This is a genomic window from Sphingopyxis alaskensis RB2256 (assembly GCF_000013985.1).
GTDB lineage: Bacteria > Pseudomonadota > Alphaproteobacteria > Sphingomonadales > Sphingomonadaceae > Sphingopyxis > Sphingopyxis alaskensis.
Map to the genome: position 1 here is coordinate 363,364 of NC_008048.1, position 13,160 is coordinate 376,523.

The window sequence follows — 13,160 nt, forward strand, 5'->3', positions numbered from 1 at the left end:
ATCAGCCCTGACCGCCTTCGGCCTCCGCCATCGTATCGACCAGCCGGTCGAGCTGCGGCGCGCAGCCCTTTGCCATCAGCATTTCGACCGACGCTTCGGCGGTGTCGGGCACCGTTTCCATCGCGGCAAAGCGCACCGTCACCGGTCGTGGCAGACCGGCACCCGACAGGCGGTAATCGACGCCATATTGCACCGGCAGCACATCGGTCGGCCATTTGCGGAAATTGGCGCCGTCGACGATCGCGACCGTCGCCTTCTTGCCGCCGCTTTCGATCTCGAGCGCGGTGTCGCCTTCCATATTGGGGCGCCACAGCAGCAGCGTCGCGGGATCGGCGACGCAGAAGGTGCCGCCCTGCCGATAGTCGAGCAGCCACAGGTTCGGCGCGCGCGTTTCGGCGGGAATGGGATCGTTCGGGCCACGCGAAAATCCGCCGCGCGAGCGGACCGTCGGTCCCTTGGCGAGCATCCGCGAGACATTGCTGCCGAGCGACTGGCTGGCCTGCACATTGCCCGTGGCGCTGAAGGTGCCGGGCCCCGACAGCGTGCGCGTCTTGCCCGATTGCATCAGCACGACGCGATCCCCCGCGACGAGCGTCACCCGGTCGGACGCCTTGAGCTTGGCGCCGGTCGGATATTTGCTGGCCGACGGGCCGGTCGAGCGGACGACCATCGATTGTGCGGCGGCAGTGCCGATCATGGCGAAGGCGGCGATGGCAGCGGCGGCCGCGAGACCGATGCGGCGCATCGGCAAGTCAGGAAAGGACATAGCTTTCTCCTCTTTTCGTCTGGTTCAGGCGTTCGATCAGGAACTGGATGGCGGCATCCTGTCTCAATTCTTGCGCCAATTCTGTGGCCAGCGTCACACAGGCGTCATTATCCCCGGCGCCGTGCGCGGCGACAAGCGCGGCGATGCGGCCGCGCTGATCCGGTGCCAGATCGGGACGCGGGGTGAAAACGTCGACGGGCTGCGCGCGGCCGCGCAACGTGACGCGGCCCATCGGCACCAGATCGTCGCGGCCCGACCGCGCCGCCGCCTCGGCCGAGATGAGCACGCCGGTCTTGAGGCTCTTGTTCGCCGCCTCGAGCCGCGACGCGGTGTTCATGCTGTCGCCGAGCGCGGTATACTGGATGCGCCCTTCGCCGCCGAAATTGCCGACGATCGCGTCGCCGACGTGCAGCCCGACGCGCGTCATGCCGATCGGGGGGATATCCCCGGCGGCGAGGTCGACGCGGAACCGCTCCCCCGCCTGATACATGGCAAGCGCTGCCGTCGCCGCCTTTTCGCCATCGTCGGGGCGGCTGATCGGCGCGCCCCAGAAGGCGACCACCGCGTCGCCGACGAACTTGTCGATCGTGCCGCCATGCGCCAGCACGATGTCCGACAAACGGTCGAGATATTCGTTGAGCAGCCGCGCGACGGTTTCCGGCGTCACCGCATGGCTCAATTTGGTGAAGCCTTCGAGGTCGGTGAAGACGCAGAAGATGTTGCGCCGTTCGCCGTGGAGCGAAAGCTGGTCGGGGTCGCGCATGATCTGTTCGGCGACATCGGCGGGAAGATATTTGCCGAGCGCCGATTGCGCAAAGGCGCGCTGGCGTGATCCGATGGTGCGCGCGGCGGTGCCGACCGCGGCATAGCCGAACAGCCAGCCGACCGCCCAGCCGAAGGTCGGCAGCGTCGTCGTGTCGATCCCGCGTCCCTGGAGCCAGAAGGGAAAGGCGACGAAAAAGGCCATCTGGCCAAGGAAGGCGAGCGCGACCCAGCGCGCGCGCATGTCGATGAGGCTGGTGAGTCCGCCCGCAAGCACGACGAGCAGCGCAAGCACCCACAGCGTCGGCCCGGCGAGCGGCCGCGCCCACGCGCCATCGAGCTGCTGAGCGAGCATATGGGCGTGAACCTCCAGACCGATCATCGTTTCATGCTGGCCGGTGATCGCGTCGGGAAAGCGACTGAGCGGCGTGTTGAACTGGTCATTGTCGATGATGTCGCCGCCGATGAGCACATAGCGATCCTTCACCAGCTCCGAAAAACCGGCGCGCATGGCGGCGTCCATCGGCAGCGCAAAGCTGTCGATGGGAATGTTGGCGAACACCGGCTCGACCTGACCGCCGCCGGCGCGCGCGGGAACGAGGAAGCGGATCGCGCCCCGATAACCGGCATGAGCCGGATCGACCGGCGCGAGCGCATTGGCCATCAGCGGCGGCAGGCCCGCCGGTCGGTCGGGCCAGCGGCGGATCACGCTGTCGTCGTCGGTATGGAACAGCACGCTTGTCGGCCGGGTCCGGGCGGTCGCGACGTCGGCGATGAAGGATTCGAGGAACTTCTGTTGTTCGTAGAAGATGGTGTTCGGGTTGCTCGCCTGTTCGGCATAGGCGAGCCAGGTCGGCGTCTGCATCGCGCGCAATTGCGCCTTCAGCGCCGCGTCGTCGGGGCGCGGCGAATCGAAGGCGATGTCGATGCCGATCGCTTTGGCCCCCATCTGGTCGATATTGGCGAGCGCGGCGGTCAGCAGCGAGCGGTCGAGCGGCGATCGGATGCCGGTGTTGAACAGCGTCTCGTCATTATAGGTGACGAGCAGGATGCGCGGGTCCTGCTGAACCTTCGGCGCCATCAGCGTCGCGCGCGCATCGTAAAGAGCGCGTTCGGCGGCGTTGATCAGCGGCATCTGCCAGCTGAAGCGCGCGATCAGCACCGCCAGGACCAGGAAGAGGATCGTCGCCACCATGCGCGACGGGCCAAGCTGCGTGACGAGCCGGCGGACACGCTTGGCGAGCGGGACGGTGGGCGGGCGGCCGTCCGCGTCATCGGGCGTGACCGCTTCCGCCGCGCGAACCGGGGTTTCGGGCGCGTTCATCGGATCAGCGCGCGGCGCGGCCGGCCGCCTGTCCGTGCCGCGCCGTTTGCGCGCCGCGAAGCAGCGGCTGCGCACCGTCGCCGATGATCGCGAAGCCCGCCCAATAATAGGGATGGGACGTCTGCTGATCGTCCATCAGCCGCCGCTGGGTCGCCCACAGCGCATCGGCCACGCTCGCGCCGTCGTCGGCGGTGAACAGTCCACTGATCAGCCGCGTCGTCGCGTCGAAATCATCGGGGGCCGGCCAGTGGCTCGCAATCACCGAGCGGCCGCCGGCGCCAATGAAGCTGCGCACCAGCCCGTCGAGCGCATTGCCGCCGCCCGAGAGCCCCGCCTCGCGCGTCGCCGCGACGCTCGCCGCGCCCGCGGTGTCGCACGCCGAAAGGATGACAAGGTCGGCGTCGATCCTGAGGTCGAAGATTTCCTGAAAGGTCAGCAGTCCGTCCGATTCCTGCCCGCCAAAGGAGGTGACAAGCGCCGGGCGCGCGGGGCAGGCGGGGCGCGGGGCGGTGACAAGGCCGTGCGTTGCGAAATGGATGATGCGATAGTCGGCAAGGTCGTCGCGGGTCTTGACCGCCGTATCGGTGAAGGCGCCGCCGGTGAGCAAGGCGCCCGCGTCTGCGCCCATTGCGTTGCGCGCGGTGACCAGTTCATCGGCGGAGATCGGCCGCGCCCATTGCGAGGCGTCCCACAGGCAGTCGCCGTCCATGCCGCCCGCCGCGCCGCGCGTGCCGAGCGAAGGCAGCCGGTCGCCAAGCGGCAGATTCTCGCCAAGCCCGAAATACTGGTTCGCAGCCTTCGACGGCGCGGCCTGCCGCGCGTTGCGAAAGGCCAGGGCGGAAACGGCGGTGCTGGGGCGGCTCGTGCGGCCGAGCCACGCAATGTCGCGCATGTCGAACGGGTCGGCCTCGGGATCCAGCACGCGCTGTTCAAAAGCGGCAAGGCCCGTATCGGACGTGATGAGCAGGTTGACCGGCAGGCGCAGCATCGCGCCGTCGGGCTCGAAAATCAGATGCGGCACCATCGGTAGCCGCGCGGCGACGGGGCCGAAAAGCTGGCCGTAGAGACGGCGCGCCGTCGCCGCATCAAAGGGATAGGTGACGCGGCGGCCGTTTTCGACGATCGAGATCGTCGATCGGATCGCATCGACCGCGCGTTCGAGGTCGGCAGCGCCGATGTCCGATTTCCAGAGCATCGCGCCGCCGGATTCGACGAGCATCGCATAGACGCTGTCGCCGACCACCAGCATCTTCAGATAGGCTTCATCGTCGCGCAATACCGCTTGCAGCTCGCCGAGGTCCAGCTTGCCCGGCGCGACGACGCGATATTGCGGAAAGGCCGATAGGCGGACGATCGTTTCCGCCTGCTGAAACGCCAGATTGTCGAGTTGGGTGCGGATGTCTGCGCGCAGCGCGGCAATTTCGGCCGATTGCGGGAGCTGCGCGAGCCGCGCATCCTCGATCCGCGCGCGTTCGATGTCGCGGTTCAGCGTCGTCGCCTGCCGGAACAGGCGCGCGCCCTCATCGCTGCCGCTCGACAGTTCGCGCGCGAGTACGGCCTGCGTATCGGCGACGCCGGGGCGTATCTGGAGCTGGCTGGCGACGAAGAAATCCTGCAACGCGGCGGGGTCGCTGTCGGCGCGCGCCGCGAGCAGCCGGTAATAGGGCGCCATCATATTGGCCATGCCCACGGTCGAACGTTGCGATTCGGCGAGTGCGCCGACAACCTCGCGATAGATGCCCAGCGCCTTGTCGTCCTGCCCCTGCCGGGTCAGGAAGGCGGCATATCGCGCGCGCGCCGAGGCGAGGGCGGTGGTTTCGGGATATTCGACCGCGAGCAGCGCGACCGCCTCGCCAAAGCGCGCGTCGGCAGCGCCGATATCGCCGAGCGCTTCCTCCGCGAGCGCCAGTTCGCCCAGCATCTGCGAACGCAGGCGGATGATCGAGGTGACGCGCCCTTCGCGCACCGCGAGGGCATCGGCCAGGCCCTTGATCTGCGCCGCCTTGGCCGCCGCGGCATCGCCGCGCAAGCGTTCGACGGTGCCGAGCAGGTGGACCGCCTGCGCGTCGATGATCTGTGCCCGCTCGATCGGCGACAATCGTTCGCGTTCGCCCGCCTGCACCAACCGGGCATCGCCGCCGCTGTTCACCCCGGCGACGATCGCCGGCGCCAGCGTCACCGCGCCGTCGGCGACGATCACGCCCGTTGCGAGCGGCGGGATCGCTGCTTGCAGTCGCGCCGCGGCGCCGTCCAGATCGCGCTGATTGAGCGCGTGGATTGCCCGGAAATTGCGACGCAGGCGCAGCTGGACCGGATCGCTGGTCGGGATCGCTTCCACTTCGGCAAACAGGCGTTCGGCCTCGGCAAATTCGCCGAGGTTCGAACGTTGCAGCGCGCGATTGAGCGTGAATTCGGTCGCGTCGACGCCGACCGCCGCCTGCTCCTCCAGCGCGCGGCGCGACAGCGCGTCGAAAAACTCGGCCGCCTCGGCATAATCGCCGCTGTGGTTGCGGCGGTATCCCTCGGCGAGCGCCTTGTCGATGTCGATCGCGCCCGCGAGCGTGCGGGCAAAACCGTCATTGCCGCCGACCGAGGTTGTCGCGACGCGGATCACGCCGGGAACGACGCGCCGCTGGCGCACCGATTCGAGCGCGATGGCGAGTGCGTCGGCATAGGCTTCGAACCCTTCGGCGGTGTAGGCATTTGCGCCGTTGGTTTCGATCCGCGTCGTCCAGACGGCGTCGCTGTCGCGCAGCGTGCAGCGGCCCGCCGTGCAGGTCACGCGGTCTGCCCGCGCCCGTTCGATGCGCGCGCGGGCGTCGTCGGTCGCCGCGCGCAGCACACGAATCGTGCCGACGGGCTGGCTCGCGTCGCGGCACACGACGGTCCATGCGCGCTCGAACATGCCCTCGACAACCGGGTCGCGCACCGTTGCCTGAACCTCGCACAGCGCGCCGCCTTCGGACCCGATCGAAAAACTGTCGCGCAGCGTCGGATCGCCGCCCTGCGCCAGCGCGCCTGTCGGCACCGTCAGGACAACGGCCGCCAGAGCGGGCATCCAATGCGGAACTCGAACGGTCATCACAATCCCCCAAACACAGACCCCCGGACACACTGGCCCGGGGCGCCGTTCGGGTGCAAACCCGGTGCGGCGCGGACATCGTTGCTGTGGTGCGACCCATTCCCTGCCGGAAACCCTAACCCCTTCGCATCCGAAAGGGAAGTGATCTGCCGCACAGGCAGCTTGCGCCGGGGAGACGGGCCACCTATCTGCAAGGACAAGGCTCAAACGGCGAGGACAAGATGACCACATTCGACGATCGTGAACGGGCATTCGAAACCAAATTCGCACGCGACCAGGAGGTCCACTTTCGCATCATCGCCCGCCGCAACCGGCTGCTCGGCGAATGGGCGGCCGAACGCATGGGGCTGACCCCCGAAGAAACCGATGCCTATGCCAAGGCGGTCGTCCAGGCCGATTTCGAGGAAGCGGGGGACGAGGATGTCATCCGCAAGCTGGCGGGCGACCTGACCGCCGCGAATGTCGATATCAGCGATGCGGAGATTCGCGCCATGCTGAACGACAAGGCCGCCGAAGCGCGGCGCCAGTTCATCGATAGCGCGAATTGAGGCCGCCGCGATGGGCATGCGCGAGGACGAATTGAAGGCGATGATCGAGGCGGCGTTTCCGGGCGCCGCGGTAACGATCACCGACCTTGCCGGCGACAATGACCATTATTCGGCGCATGTGGTCAGCGAATCCTTTCGCGGAATGAGCCGCGTCGCGCAGCACAAGGCGGTCTATGCCGCGCTCGGCGGGCGCATGGGCGGCGAACTTCATGCCTTGCAATTGACCACCGCCGTTCCTTCATAGAGGGAAGAGACACATAATTTTCTGGCGCGCCGCGCCCCCGGAGACTGACCATGAGCGATCCCGCTACCCAAGCCCGTATTTCCAAGCTGGTCGCCGACCATCCCGTGCTGCTGTTCATGAAGGGCACGCCGCTGTTTCCGCAGTGCGGCTTTTCGTCGCGCGCGATCGCCATGCTCGACCGGCTCGGCGTCGAATATGAAACGGTCGACGTGCTGCAGGACATGGAAATCCGCCAGGGCATCAAGGAATACTCCGACTGGCCGACGATTCCCCAGCTCTATGTGAAGGGCGAATTCGTCGGCGGGTCCGACATCATGATGGAAATGTGGGAAGCGGGCGAGCTTCACCAGTTGATGGACGGCATCCCGACGCGCGCGCAATAGGCTCGCGTCCGTGTTCAGCACCACGGGCCGCTGACGGCGCACCCGCCCTTTTCGGTTCAGGCGGCGCTCAGCGGCAGCGCAGTTCGCCGCGGTCGATCGCGCGGCCGAGCAGCGCACCGCCGGCGGCGCCGATGATGGTGCCCACCGTGCGGTCGCGACCGCCGTCGAGCTCGCGCCCGACCAGCGCCCCCACCGCACCCCCGATGATCAGGCCCGTCGTGCCATTGTCGCGGCGGCAATAATAACGGCCATCGCGACCGCGCCAGATGCGGTCGCCGCGCGACAGGCGGCGCGGTTCGTAATAGCGGCCATGGCTGTCATAGATGGCGCGATCCTTGGCGCGCTTGCCATGCGCGGGCGCCCACGGCGGCGGGTCGGCATAGGCGGTGCCGGTCGGCAGCGCCACGGCGGCGAGAAGTGCGGCGGCGAAAATGCGTTTCACGTCGTTGCTCCCTTTATCTGTCGGCGACCGACATCCTAATCTGCCAGCCGGAACGCCCGATGAACGGACTATGTTCCGCCGGGGTGGCGGCGAGGCGGGAGCAACAGCATCCGGGGGGCGGGGCCGTTATGGCCGCTCCGCCCCCCGTCTGCATCGGGGCAAGTGGGGATTTCCGGAGTGGGGGCAGGGGGCATCAGGGACCAGACCGATGCCCCCCACCGCTCCATTTGAGCGGAACACTCGGGAACGTGGAATACCATACAAGGGCCGTGCCAGTTCGGCGTCCGCCCGCTTTCGCGCCGAAGACGCTGGTTAGCAATTTCTTACCATTATGCCGGCCTGTCAAAAAATCCGACAGCGGCGACGGGCGGGATCGCCCGTTCGTTCAGCCAGCGTTCAGCCCATTGACTACAACTGTAGTCGCGTCAGTATCGACGAAGCCAATGGGAGGGGTCCGCATGGCAGAACGAGCAAGCGAATCGGAGATGCAGGTGCTGTCGGCGCTGTGGGATGAAGCCCCGCAGACCGCCGCCGACCTGACCCGGCGCGTCGGTGCGGCGAACGGCTGGACGCAGGCGACGGTCAAGACGCTGCTTGCACGGCTGGTGCAGAAGGGCGCGGTAACCGCCGAGGCCGATGGCCGCCGCTATCTTTACAGCCCCGCGATCGGGCGCGCCGAAGCCGTCGGTGAGGAATCGCAGCGTTTCGTCGACCGCCTGTTCGGCGGCCGCGTCAGCCCGCTGATCGCACACCTCGCCGATCGTGAGGCGCTGAGCGATGCCGACATCGCCGAGATCGAGGCGCTTTTGAAGAAGCTCAAGTCATGAGCGCCGCGATGTTTATCGAAGCGTGGAGCGACACGCTGCTCACGACTGCGCTGCTCGTCGTCGCGGTGTTGCTGATCCGCAAGCCCTTTGCCCGTCATTTCGGCGCGCGGCTGACCTATGGGCTGTGGGCGATCCCCGCGCTGCGGCTCGTGCTGCCGCCGCTTCCCTTTGCCGACCCGGTGACGGCGCCCGTCGTGATGCCGGTCGAGACGGGGACGACGCTGGCGCTGACACTCGATGGCGGCGCGACGGTCGAAGCCGTGACGCCTGCCTGGACGCTGGCCGACGTCATGCCGTGGCTAGTCGTGCCGTGGGCCGCGGGCATGATCGCGGTGATCGGTGCTGCGATGCTGGCGCACCGGCGCTTTCGCGCCGCGGTGCTGACGGACGCGGTCGAGCTGGAACCCATCGGGTCGATCCGGCTGGTGATGACCGACGCCGTCGACGGGCCGGTGGCGTTCGGCCTGTTGCACCGCGTCGTCGCGGTGCCGCAGGATTTCTTTGCCCGCTATGCTGCCGAAGAGCGCGCGCTCGCGGTCGATCACGAGCTGTCGCATCACCGCCACGGCGACCTGTGGGCCAATGCGGCCGCGCTGGTGCTGCTCGCGTCGCAATGGTTCAATCCCTTTGCCTGGCGCGCGATCCGCGCCTTTCAGTTCGACCAGGAGGCGGCGTGCGACGCGCGCGTGCTGACGATGGCCGATGACGCGGCGCGGCACGACCGCGCGGCCAATTATGCCACCGCGATCGTCAAGGCCGCGGTCGGCCCCCGGCTGGCGCTCACCGCGCCGATGGCGGTCCACGATAATCTGCAGGAGAGGCTGACGATGTTGACGAAGCGTGATATTTCGAAGCGGCGCGGCCTGGCCGGCCGGTTGCTGATCGGTGGCGCGGCGCTCGCGGTGCTCGGCGCGACCGCGACGCTGGTTCCGTCGGGGATGGCCGCAGCGACGACGCAACCCGGCGATATTCCGGCACCGCCCGCGCCGCCGCCTGCGCCCGATGCGCCGCCGCCGCCCGAAGCCCCCGATGCGCCCGAGGTGATGGTCTTTACCGGCAGCGACGAAGCGGTGAGCGAAACGGTTACGACCTCCGACGACGGCAAGACACGCGAAGTGCGCCGCATCGTGATCCGCCATGACCATGACAAGGATGGCAAGACGGCCGATGCGTCCGCCGATCACCAGAAAAAGGCGCAGCGTTTCGAGTTTCACATTCCGGGCGGCCTGTCGCGCGAGGATGTGCTCGCGACGCTGAAGGAACAGGGCATCACCGGCGCGCGCGCCGATGTGATCGCCGACAGGCTGGAGGCGAAACGCAAGGAACGGCTCCGCGTCGCGCTGGCGCCGATGCCGCCGATGCCTGCGATCCCGCCGATGTCCTGGTCGGCCGACGGCAAGGCCATGGTGCTCGGCAAGTGCCGCGACGGCAGCAAGGCGGCGCCGATCGTCGACCGGAAGCATAGCGAAGGCGGCAAGCGCAGCCATGTCGTCATGTTCGGCTGCGGCGATTCGGGGGAAATCCGGGCGTTACGCCTGTCGGCGCTCGAAAAGACGCGCGAAGCCTTCGTCGAGGGCGAACGGGCGCGCGGACTGTCGGAAGAAATGCGCGCGAAGGTGATCGCCGACATCGACAAGGCCATCGCCGAAATCAAGAAATCGGACGAATAGCGCCGCACGGGCTTCGATGCCGGTCCTTGCTCCCCGGTGGGGCCGGCGACAGGGGCGGGGAAAGGGAGCGGGCAACCGCTCCCTTTTTCACGCTGATGACACCGGCGGGACGGCGGCATGGGGCGGGGAGCGGAGATCCCCAACTCGTCATCCCGGCCTTCGCGGGAATGACCAAGGTTCAAGTGTGCGGAACGGTCGCCATCGGTCGCGAGGAGCCTTTGTGCGAAATGATCGCCCCTGCCCCTTTCGTTCCGTCCGCCGTGATGCCACATTGAGCGCATGAGCGACGAGAAGCCTTGGCCCGACAGCATCCGCGCCGGCGAGTGCGAGCAGCACGAACCGCTGGTGCGCCGCGTGCTCGCGCCCAACCCGTCGCCCTATACCTTCACCGGCACGCAGACGTGGATTGTCGGTGCGGGGCGTGACGTGGCGGTGATCGATCCCGGTCCGACGGGCAGCGGGATGAGCGTGGGCGATCCGCCCGACGCCAACGGGCGGGGGCATGTCGAGGCGATCCTGCGTGCCGTGGAGGGGCAGCGCGTCGCGGCGATCCTTTGCACGCACACGCACCGGGACCATTCGCCCGCCGCCGCGCCGCTGAAAGCCGCGACGGGCGCGCCGATCATTGGCTGCGCGCCGCTCGCGCTGTCCGACGACGGGCCGCGCGCCGATTCGGCGTTCGATCCCGATTATGCGCCCGACCGCGTGCTGATGGACGGCGAGCGGATCGCGGGTGACGGCTGGACGATCGAGGCCGTGGCGACGCCGGGGCACACGTCGAACCATCTCTGCTTCGCGCTGGTCGAGACAGGTGCGTTGTTCACCGGCGATCATGTCATGGCCTGGTCGACCAGCGTGGTGAGCCCGCCCGACGGCGACATGGCGGCCTATATGGCCAGCCTGTCCAAGCTCCATGACCGCGAGGATCGCGTCTATTATCCCGCGCACGGCCCGGCGGTGACCAAGCCGCGCCAGCTGGTGCGCGGGATGCTGGGGCACCGCAAGCAGCGCGAACGGCAGATCTTGCGGGAACTCGAAAGGGGCACACGCGTGATCCCCGACATGGTGAAACATATGTACAAGGGCCTCGACCCGCGTCTGACCGGCGCCGCCGGTCGTTCGGTGCTCGCCCATCTTCTCGACCTCGAGGCGCGCGGCCGCGTCGCGCGTGAGGACGAGTGCTGGAGGCTGGTCGCATGAACCGGGGATTGTTCCGCGTCGCGGTCGTCGCGGTGCTCGCGCTCGCACTCTTCTTCGGTTGGCGCGCGTGGAGCGACTGGCAGCGCGGCTATGATCCCCAGACCGTCGTTGCCGCGAGCCTTGAGGGGCTGAAGGAGCAGAATGTTCTGGTCCCCTTCACCGCGCGTTACGTCGCGGTGGTGACCTCGACGCAGAGTCGGCTGGGGCTGAGCGCCAAAAAGACGCTGATCATGCCGGGGACGGTGCGTTACGAACTCGATCTTGGCCGTCTGAAACAGTCGGATCTCGATTGGGACGGCGCGACCAATGCGCTGACGGTCACGCTGCCGCCGCTGCGGCTCGCGGGCCCCGAAATCGACATCGACGCGATCAGCGAGTTTCGCGACGGCGAAATCCTGCTGACCCTGACCGATGCCGAAGCGTCGCTCGACGCGGCGAATCGCAAGGCGGCGCAAGAGGAACTCATCAGGCAGGCGCGCGGCGCGACGCCGATGCGCCTCGCCGAAGGCGCTGCACGCGCCGCGATCGAGCAAAGCTTTGCGATGCCGTTGAAGGCCGTCGGCATCGACGCCACGGTGACTGCGCGTTTCGAGTAAGGACCGGGGGGCTGCTCTAGCTTTTGCGGAACAGCGCTTCGGCCGCGGCTTTCTGGCTTGTCGCCGCACGGCGGTGGGCGCGGACGCGCTCGATTTCGGCCTCGAGCGCCGCGAGGCGCGCGTCGAGTTCGTCGACCGACAGGGGATCGAGCGGCTGGCGGACGAGGGCGCTCAGCACATCGTCGCGGCGGCGCGGCAGCTCGTCATCGTCCATGGCCATCCTCCTGAAATGACGCGCGACTGTTGACCCGTGTCGCCGCACTGTCAATAAGGCGCGGCAGGGCGTAGGAAACCGGACCAGTGGGGGAATAAAGCGTGACCAGCCTGCCAGCAGACATGACTGCCGTCGCCATCGGCGCGCCGGGGGGACCGGAGATGTTGCAGTCCGTGACGCGGCCGGTGCCGCAGCCCGGTGCCGAAGAGGTGCTGATCCGCGTCGCCGCGGCAGGGGTCAACCGCCCCGACGTGCTGCAGCGCATGGGCCTGTATCCGCCGCCGCCGGGCGCGTCGGACCTGCCGGGGCTTGAGGTCGCGGGCACAGTCGTGGCGGTCGGACCGGGGGGCGATCCCGAAATGCTGGGACAGGAGGTGTGCGCGCTCGTCGCCGGCGGCGGCTATGCCGAATATTGCACGGCGCCGGTAGGAAGCTGTTTGCCCGTGCCGAAGGGCTTTTCGATGGCCGAGGCCGCGGCGCTGCCCGAAACCGTCTTTACCGTGTGGCACAATCTGTTCGAGCGCGGCTATGTGCAGGAGGGTGAGACGGTGCTGGTCCACGGTGGCACGAGCGGTATCGGCACGACCGCGATCGGCCTTTGCAAGCTGTTCGGCATCAGGGTGATCGTGACCTGTGGCAGCGCCGACAAATGCGACGCGGCGCGCGCCCTGGGCGCCGACCTCGCCGTCGATTATTCGAACGAGGATTATGTCGCGGCGGTGAAGGATTTTACCGGCGGGGCGGGGGTCCATGTCGTGCTCGACATGGTCGGCGGCGATTATGTGCCGCGCAATCTCGACTGCCTCGCCGACGACGGCCGCCACGTGTCCATCGCCTTCCAGCGCGGTGCCAAGGTCGAGATCGACGTTTCGCAGGTGATGCGCCGCCGCCTGACGCTGACCGGATCGACGTTGCGCGCCCGCAGCGCAGCCTTCAAGGCGCTGCTCGCCGACGAGATCCACCGCACGCTTTGGCCGCGCCTAGCCGAAGGTGCGTGGAAGCCGGCGATGGATCAGGCCTTTGCCCTGACCGACGCCGCCGCCGCCCACGCGCGGATGCAGGCGGGCGCGCACGTCGGCAAGATCGTGCTGACCGTTTAACC

13 protein-coding genes are annotated in these 13,160 nt (G+C 68.0%); 8 read left to right on the forward strand and 5 right to left on the reverse strand.

Annotated elements, in window-relative coordinates:
- Position 1: 1 nt before the first annotated feature.
- Genes SALA_RS01760 through SALA_RS01770 form a run of 3 tightly spaced genes read right to left on the reverse strand, consistent with a single transcriptional unit; the run spans position 2 to position 5,934 of the window.
- The gene (locus SALA_RS01760; RefSeq protein WP_011540666.1) at positions 2 to 766 is read right to left on the reverse strand and encodes a hypothetical protein; all 765 of its coding nucleotides are present in this window, start codon (positions 764 to 766) and stop codon (positions 2 to 4) included.
- The gene (locus SALA_RS01765; protein ID WP_011540667.1) at positions 753 to 2,852 is read right to left on the reverse strand and encodes an adenylate/guanylate cyclase domain-containing protein; all 2,100 of its coding nucleotides are present in this window, start codon (positions 2,850 to 2,852) and stop codon (positions 753 to 755) included. The genes SALA_RS01760 and SALA_RS01765 overlap by 14 nt, the downstream gene beginning before the upstream one ends.
- 4 nt (positions 2,853 to 2,856) lie before the next feature.
- Positions 2,857 to 5,934, reverse strand: a complete 3,078-nt coding sequence (locus tag SALA_RS01770; RefSeq protein ID WP_011540668.1) for a CHAT domain-containing protein — start codon at positions 5,932 to 5,934, stop codon at positions 2,857 to 2,859.
- Positions 5,935 to 6,155: 221 nt separating this feature from the next.
- On the opposite strand from SALA_RS01770, the gene SALA_RS01775 reads away from it, so the two are divergent.
- From SALA_RS01775 to grxD, 3 genes are read left to right on the forward strand one after another with little or no spacing between them, the layout of a single operon-like run.
- Positions 6,156 to 6,482: a DUF1476 domain-containing protein gene (locus SALA_RS01775; RefSeq protein ID WP_011540669.1), complete on the forward strand. Its 327-nt coding sequence runs from the start codon at positions 6,156 to 6,158 to the stop codon at positions 6,480 to 6,482.
- Between the two features lie 10 nt (positions 6,483 to 6,492).
- On the forward strand, positions 6,493 to 6,726 hold the full coding sequence (locus SALA_RS01780) for a BolA/IbaG family iron-sulfur metabolism protein (protein WP_011540670.1): 234 nt from the start codon (positions 6,493 to 6,495) through the stop codon (positions 6,724 to 6,726).
- A 50-nt stretch (positions 6,727 to 6,776) separates the two neighbouring features.
- A complete protein-coding gene (grxD, locus tag SALA_RS01785; protein WP_011540671.1) occupies positions 6,777 to 7,109 on the forward strand; it encodes a Grx4 family monothiol glutaredoxin in 333 nt (110 codons plus the stop codon).
- Between the two features lie 67 nt (positions 7,110 to 7,176).
- Here grxD and SALA_RS01790 read toward each other — a convergent pair whose 3' ends face one another.
- Positions 7,177 to 7,551 (reverse strand): glycine zipper 2TM domain-containing protein, encoded by a 375-nt coding sequence (locus tag SALA_RS01790; RefSeq protein WP_011540672.1) that lies wholly within the window; start codon positions 7,549 to 7,551, stop codon positions 7,177 to 7,179.
- A 458-nt stretch (positions 7,552 to 8,009) separates the two neighbouring features.
- Here SALA_RS01790 and SALA_RS01795 point away from each other — a divergent pair, with 458 nt between their 5' ends.
- The 4 genes from SALA_RS01795 to SALA_RS01810 all read left to right on the forward strand — a co-directional run bounded on the left by SALA_RS01795 (position 8,010) and on the right by SALA_RS01810 (position 11,844).
- Entirely contained in the window at positions 8,010 to 8,378 is a 369-nt protein-coding gene (locus SALA_RS01795; RefSeq protein ID WP_011540673.1) for a BlaI/MecI/CopY family transcriptional regulator, read from the forward strand.
- Complete coding sequence (locus SALA_RS01800; protein WP_011540674.1) at positions 8,375 to 10,048, forward strand: M56 family metallopeptidase; 1,674 nt, start codon at positions 8,375 to 8,377, stop codon at positions 10,046 to 10,048. The genes SALA_RS01795 and SALA_RS01800 overlap by 4 nt, the downstream gene beginning before the upstream one ends.
- A gap of 279 nt (positions 10,049 to 10,327) precedes the next feature.
- A complete protein-coding gene (locus tag SALA_RS01805; protein ID WP_011540675.1) occupies positions 10,328 to 11,248 on the forward strand; it encodes an MBL fold metallo-hydrolase in 921 nt (306 codons plus the stop codon).
- Entirely contained in the window at positions 11,245 to 11,844 is a 600-nt protein-coding gene (locus tag SALA_RS01810) for a DUF4230 domain-containing protein (RefSeq protein WP_011540676.1), read from the forward strand. The genes SALA_RS01805 and SALA_RS01810 overlap by 4 nt, the downstream gene beginning before the upstream one ends.
- A 16-nt stretch (positions 11,845 to 11,860) precedes the next feature.
- Here SALA_RS01810 and SALA_RS01815 read toward each other — a convergent pair whose 3' ends face one another.
- Positions 11,861 to 12,058, reverse strand: a complete 198-nt coding sequence (locus SALA_RS01815; protein WP_011540677.1) for a DUF1192 domain-containing protein — start codon at positions 12,056 to 12,058, stop codon at positions 11,861 to 11,863.
- 101 nt (positions 12,059 to 12,159) lie between these two features.
- Between SALA_RS01815 and SALA_RS01820 the strand changes: the two genes are divergently transcribed.
- Positions 12,160 to 13,158: an NAD(P)H-quinone oxidoreductase gene (locus SALA_RS01820; RefSeq protein ID WP_011540678.1), complete on the forward strand. Its 999-nt coding sequence runs from the start codon at positions 12,160 to 12,162 to the stop codon at positions 13,156 to 13,158.
- Positions 13,159 to 13,160 lie beyond the last annotated feature (2 nt).

Coding starts and splice junctions, on each gene's coding strand:
- SALA_RS01760 (WP_011540666.1), bottom strand. CDS start 766: ATGTCCTTTCCTGACTTGCCGATGCGCCGCATCGGTCTCGCGGCCGCC.
- SALA_RS01765 (WP_011540667.1), bottom strand. CDS start 2,852: ATGAACGCGCCCGAAACCCCGGTTCGCGCGGCGGAAGCGGTCACGCCC.
- SALA_RS01770 (WP_011540668.1), bottom strand. CDS start 5,934: ATGACCGTTCGAGTTCCGCATTGGATGCCCGCTCTGGCGGCCGTTGTC.
- SALA_RS01775 (WP_011540669.1), top strand. CDS start 6,156: ATGACCACATTCGACGATCGTGAACGGGCATTCGAAACCAAATTCGCA.
- SALA_RS01780 (WP_011540670.1), top strand. CDS start 6,493: ATGGGCATGCGCGAGGACGAATTGAAGGCGATGATCGAGGCGGCGTTT.
- grxD (WP_011540671.1), top strand. CDS start 6,777: ATGAGCGATCCCGCTACCCAAGCCCGTATTTCCAAGCTGGTCGCCGAC.
- SALA_RS01795 (WP_011540673.1), top strand. CDS start 8,010: ATGGCAGAACGAGCAAGCGAATCGGAGATGCAGGTGCTGTCGGCGCTG.
- SALA_RS01800 (WP_011540674.1), top strand. CDS start 8,375: ATGAGCGCCGCGATGTTTATCGAAGCGTGGAGCGACACGCTGCTCACG.
- SALA_RS01805 (WP_011540675.1), top strand. CDS start 10,328: ATGAGCGACGAGAAGCCTTGGCCCGACAGCATCCGCGCCGGCGAGTGC.
- SALA_RS01810 (WP_011540676.1), top strand. CDS start 11,245: ATGAACCGGGGATTGTTCCGCGTCGCGGTCGTCGCGGTGCTCGCGCTC.
- SALA_RS01815 (WP_011540677.1), bottom strand. CDS start 12,058: ATGGACGATGACGAGCTGCCGCGCCGCCGCGACGATGTGCTGAGCGCC.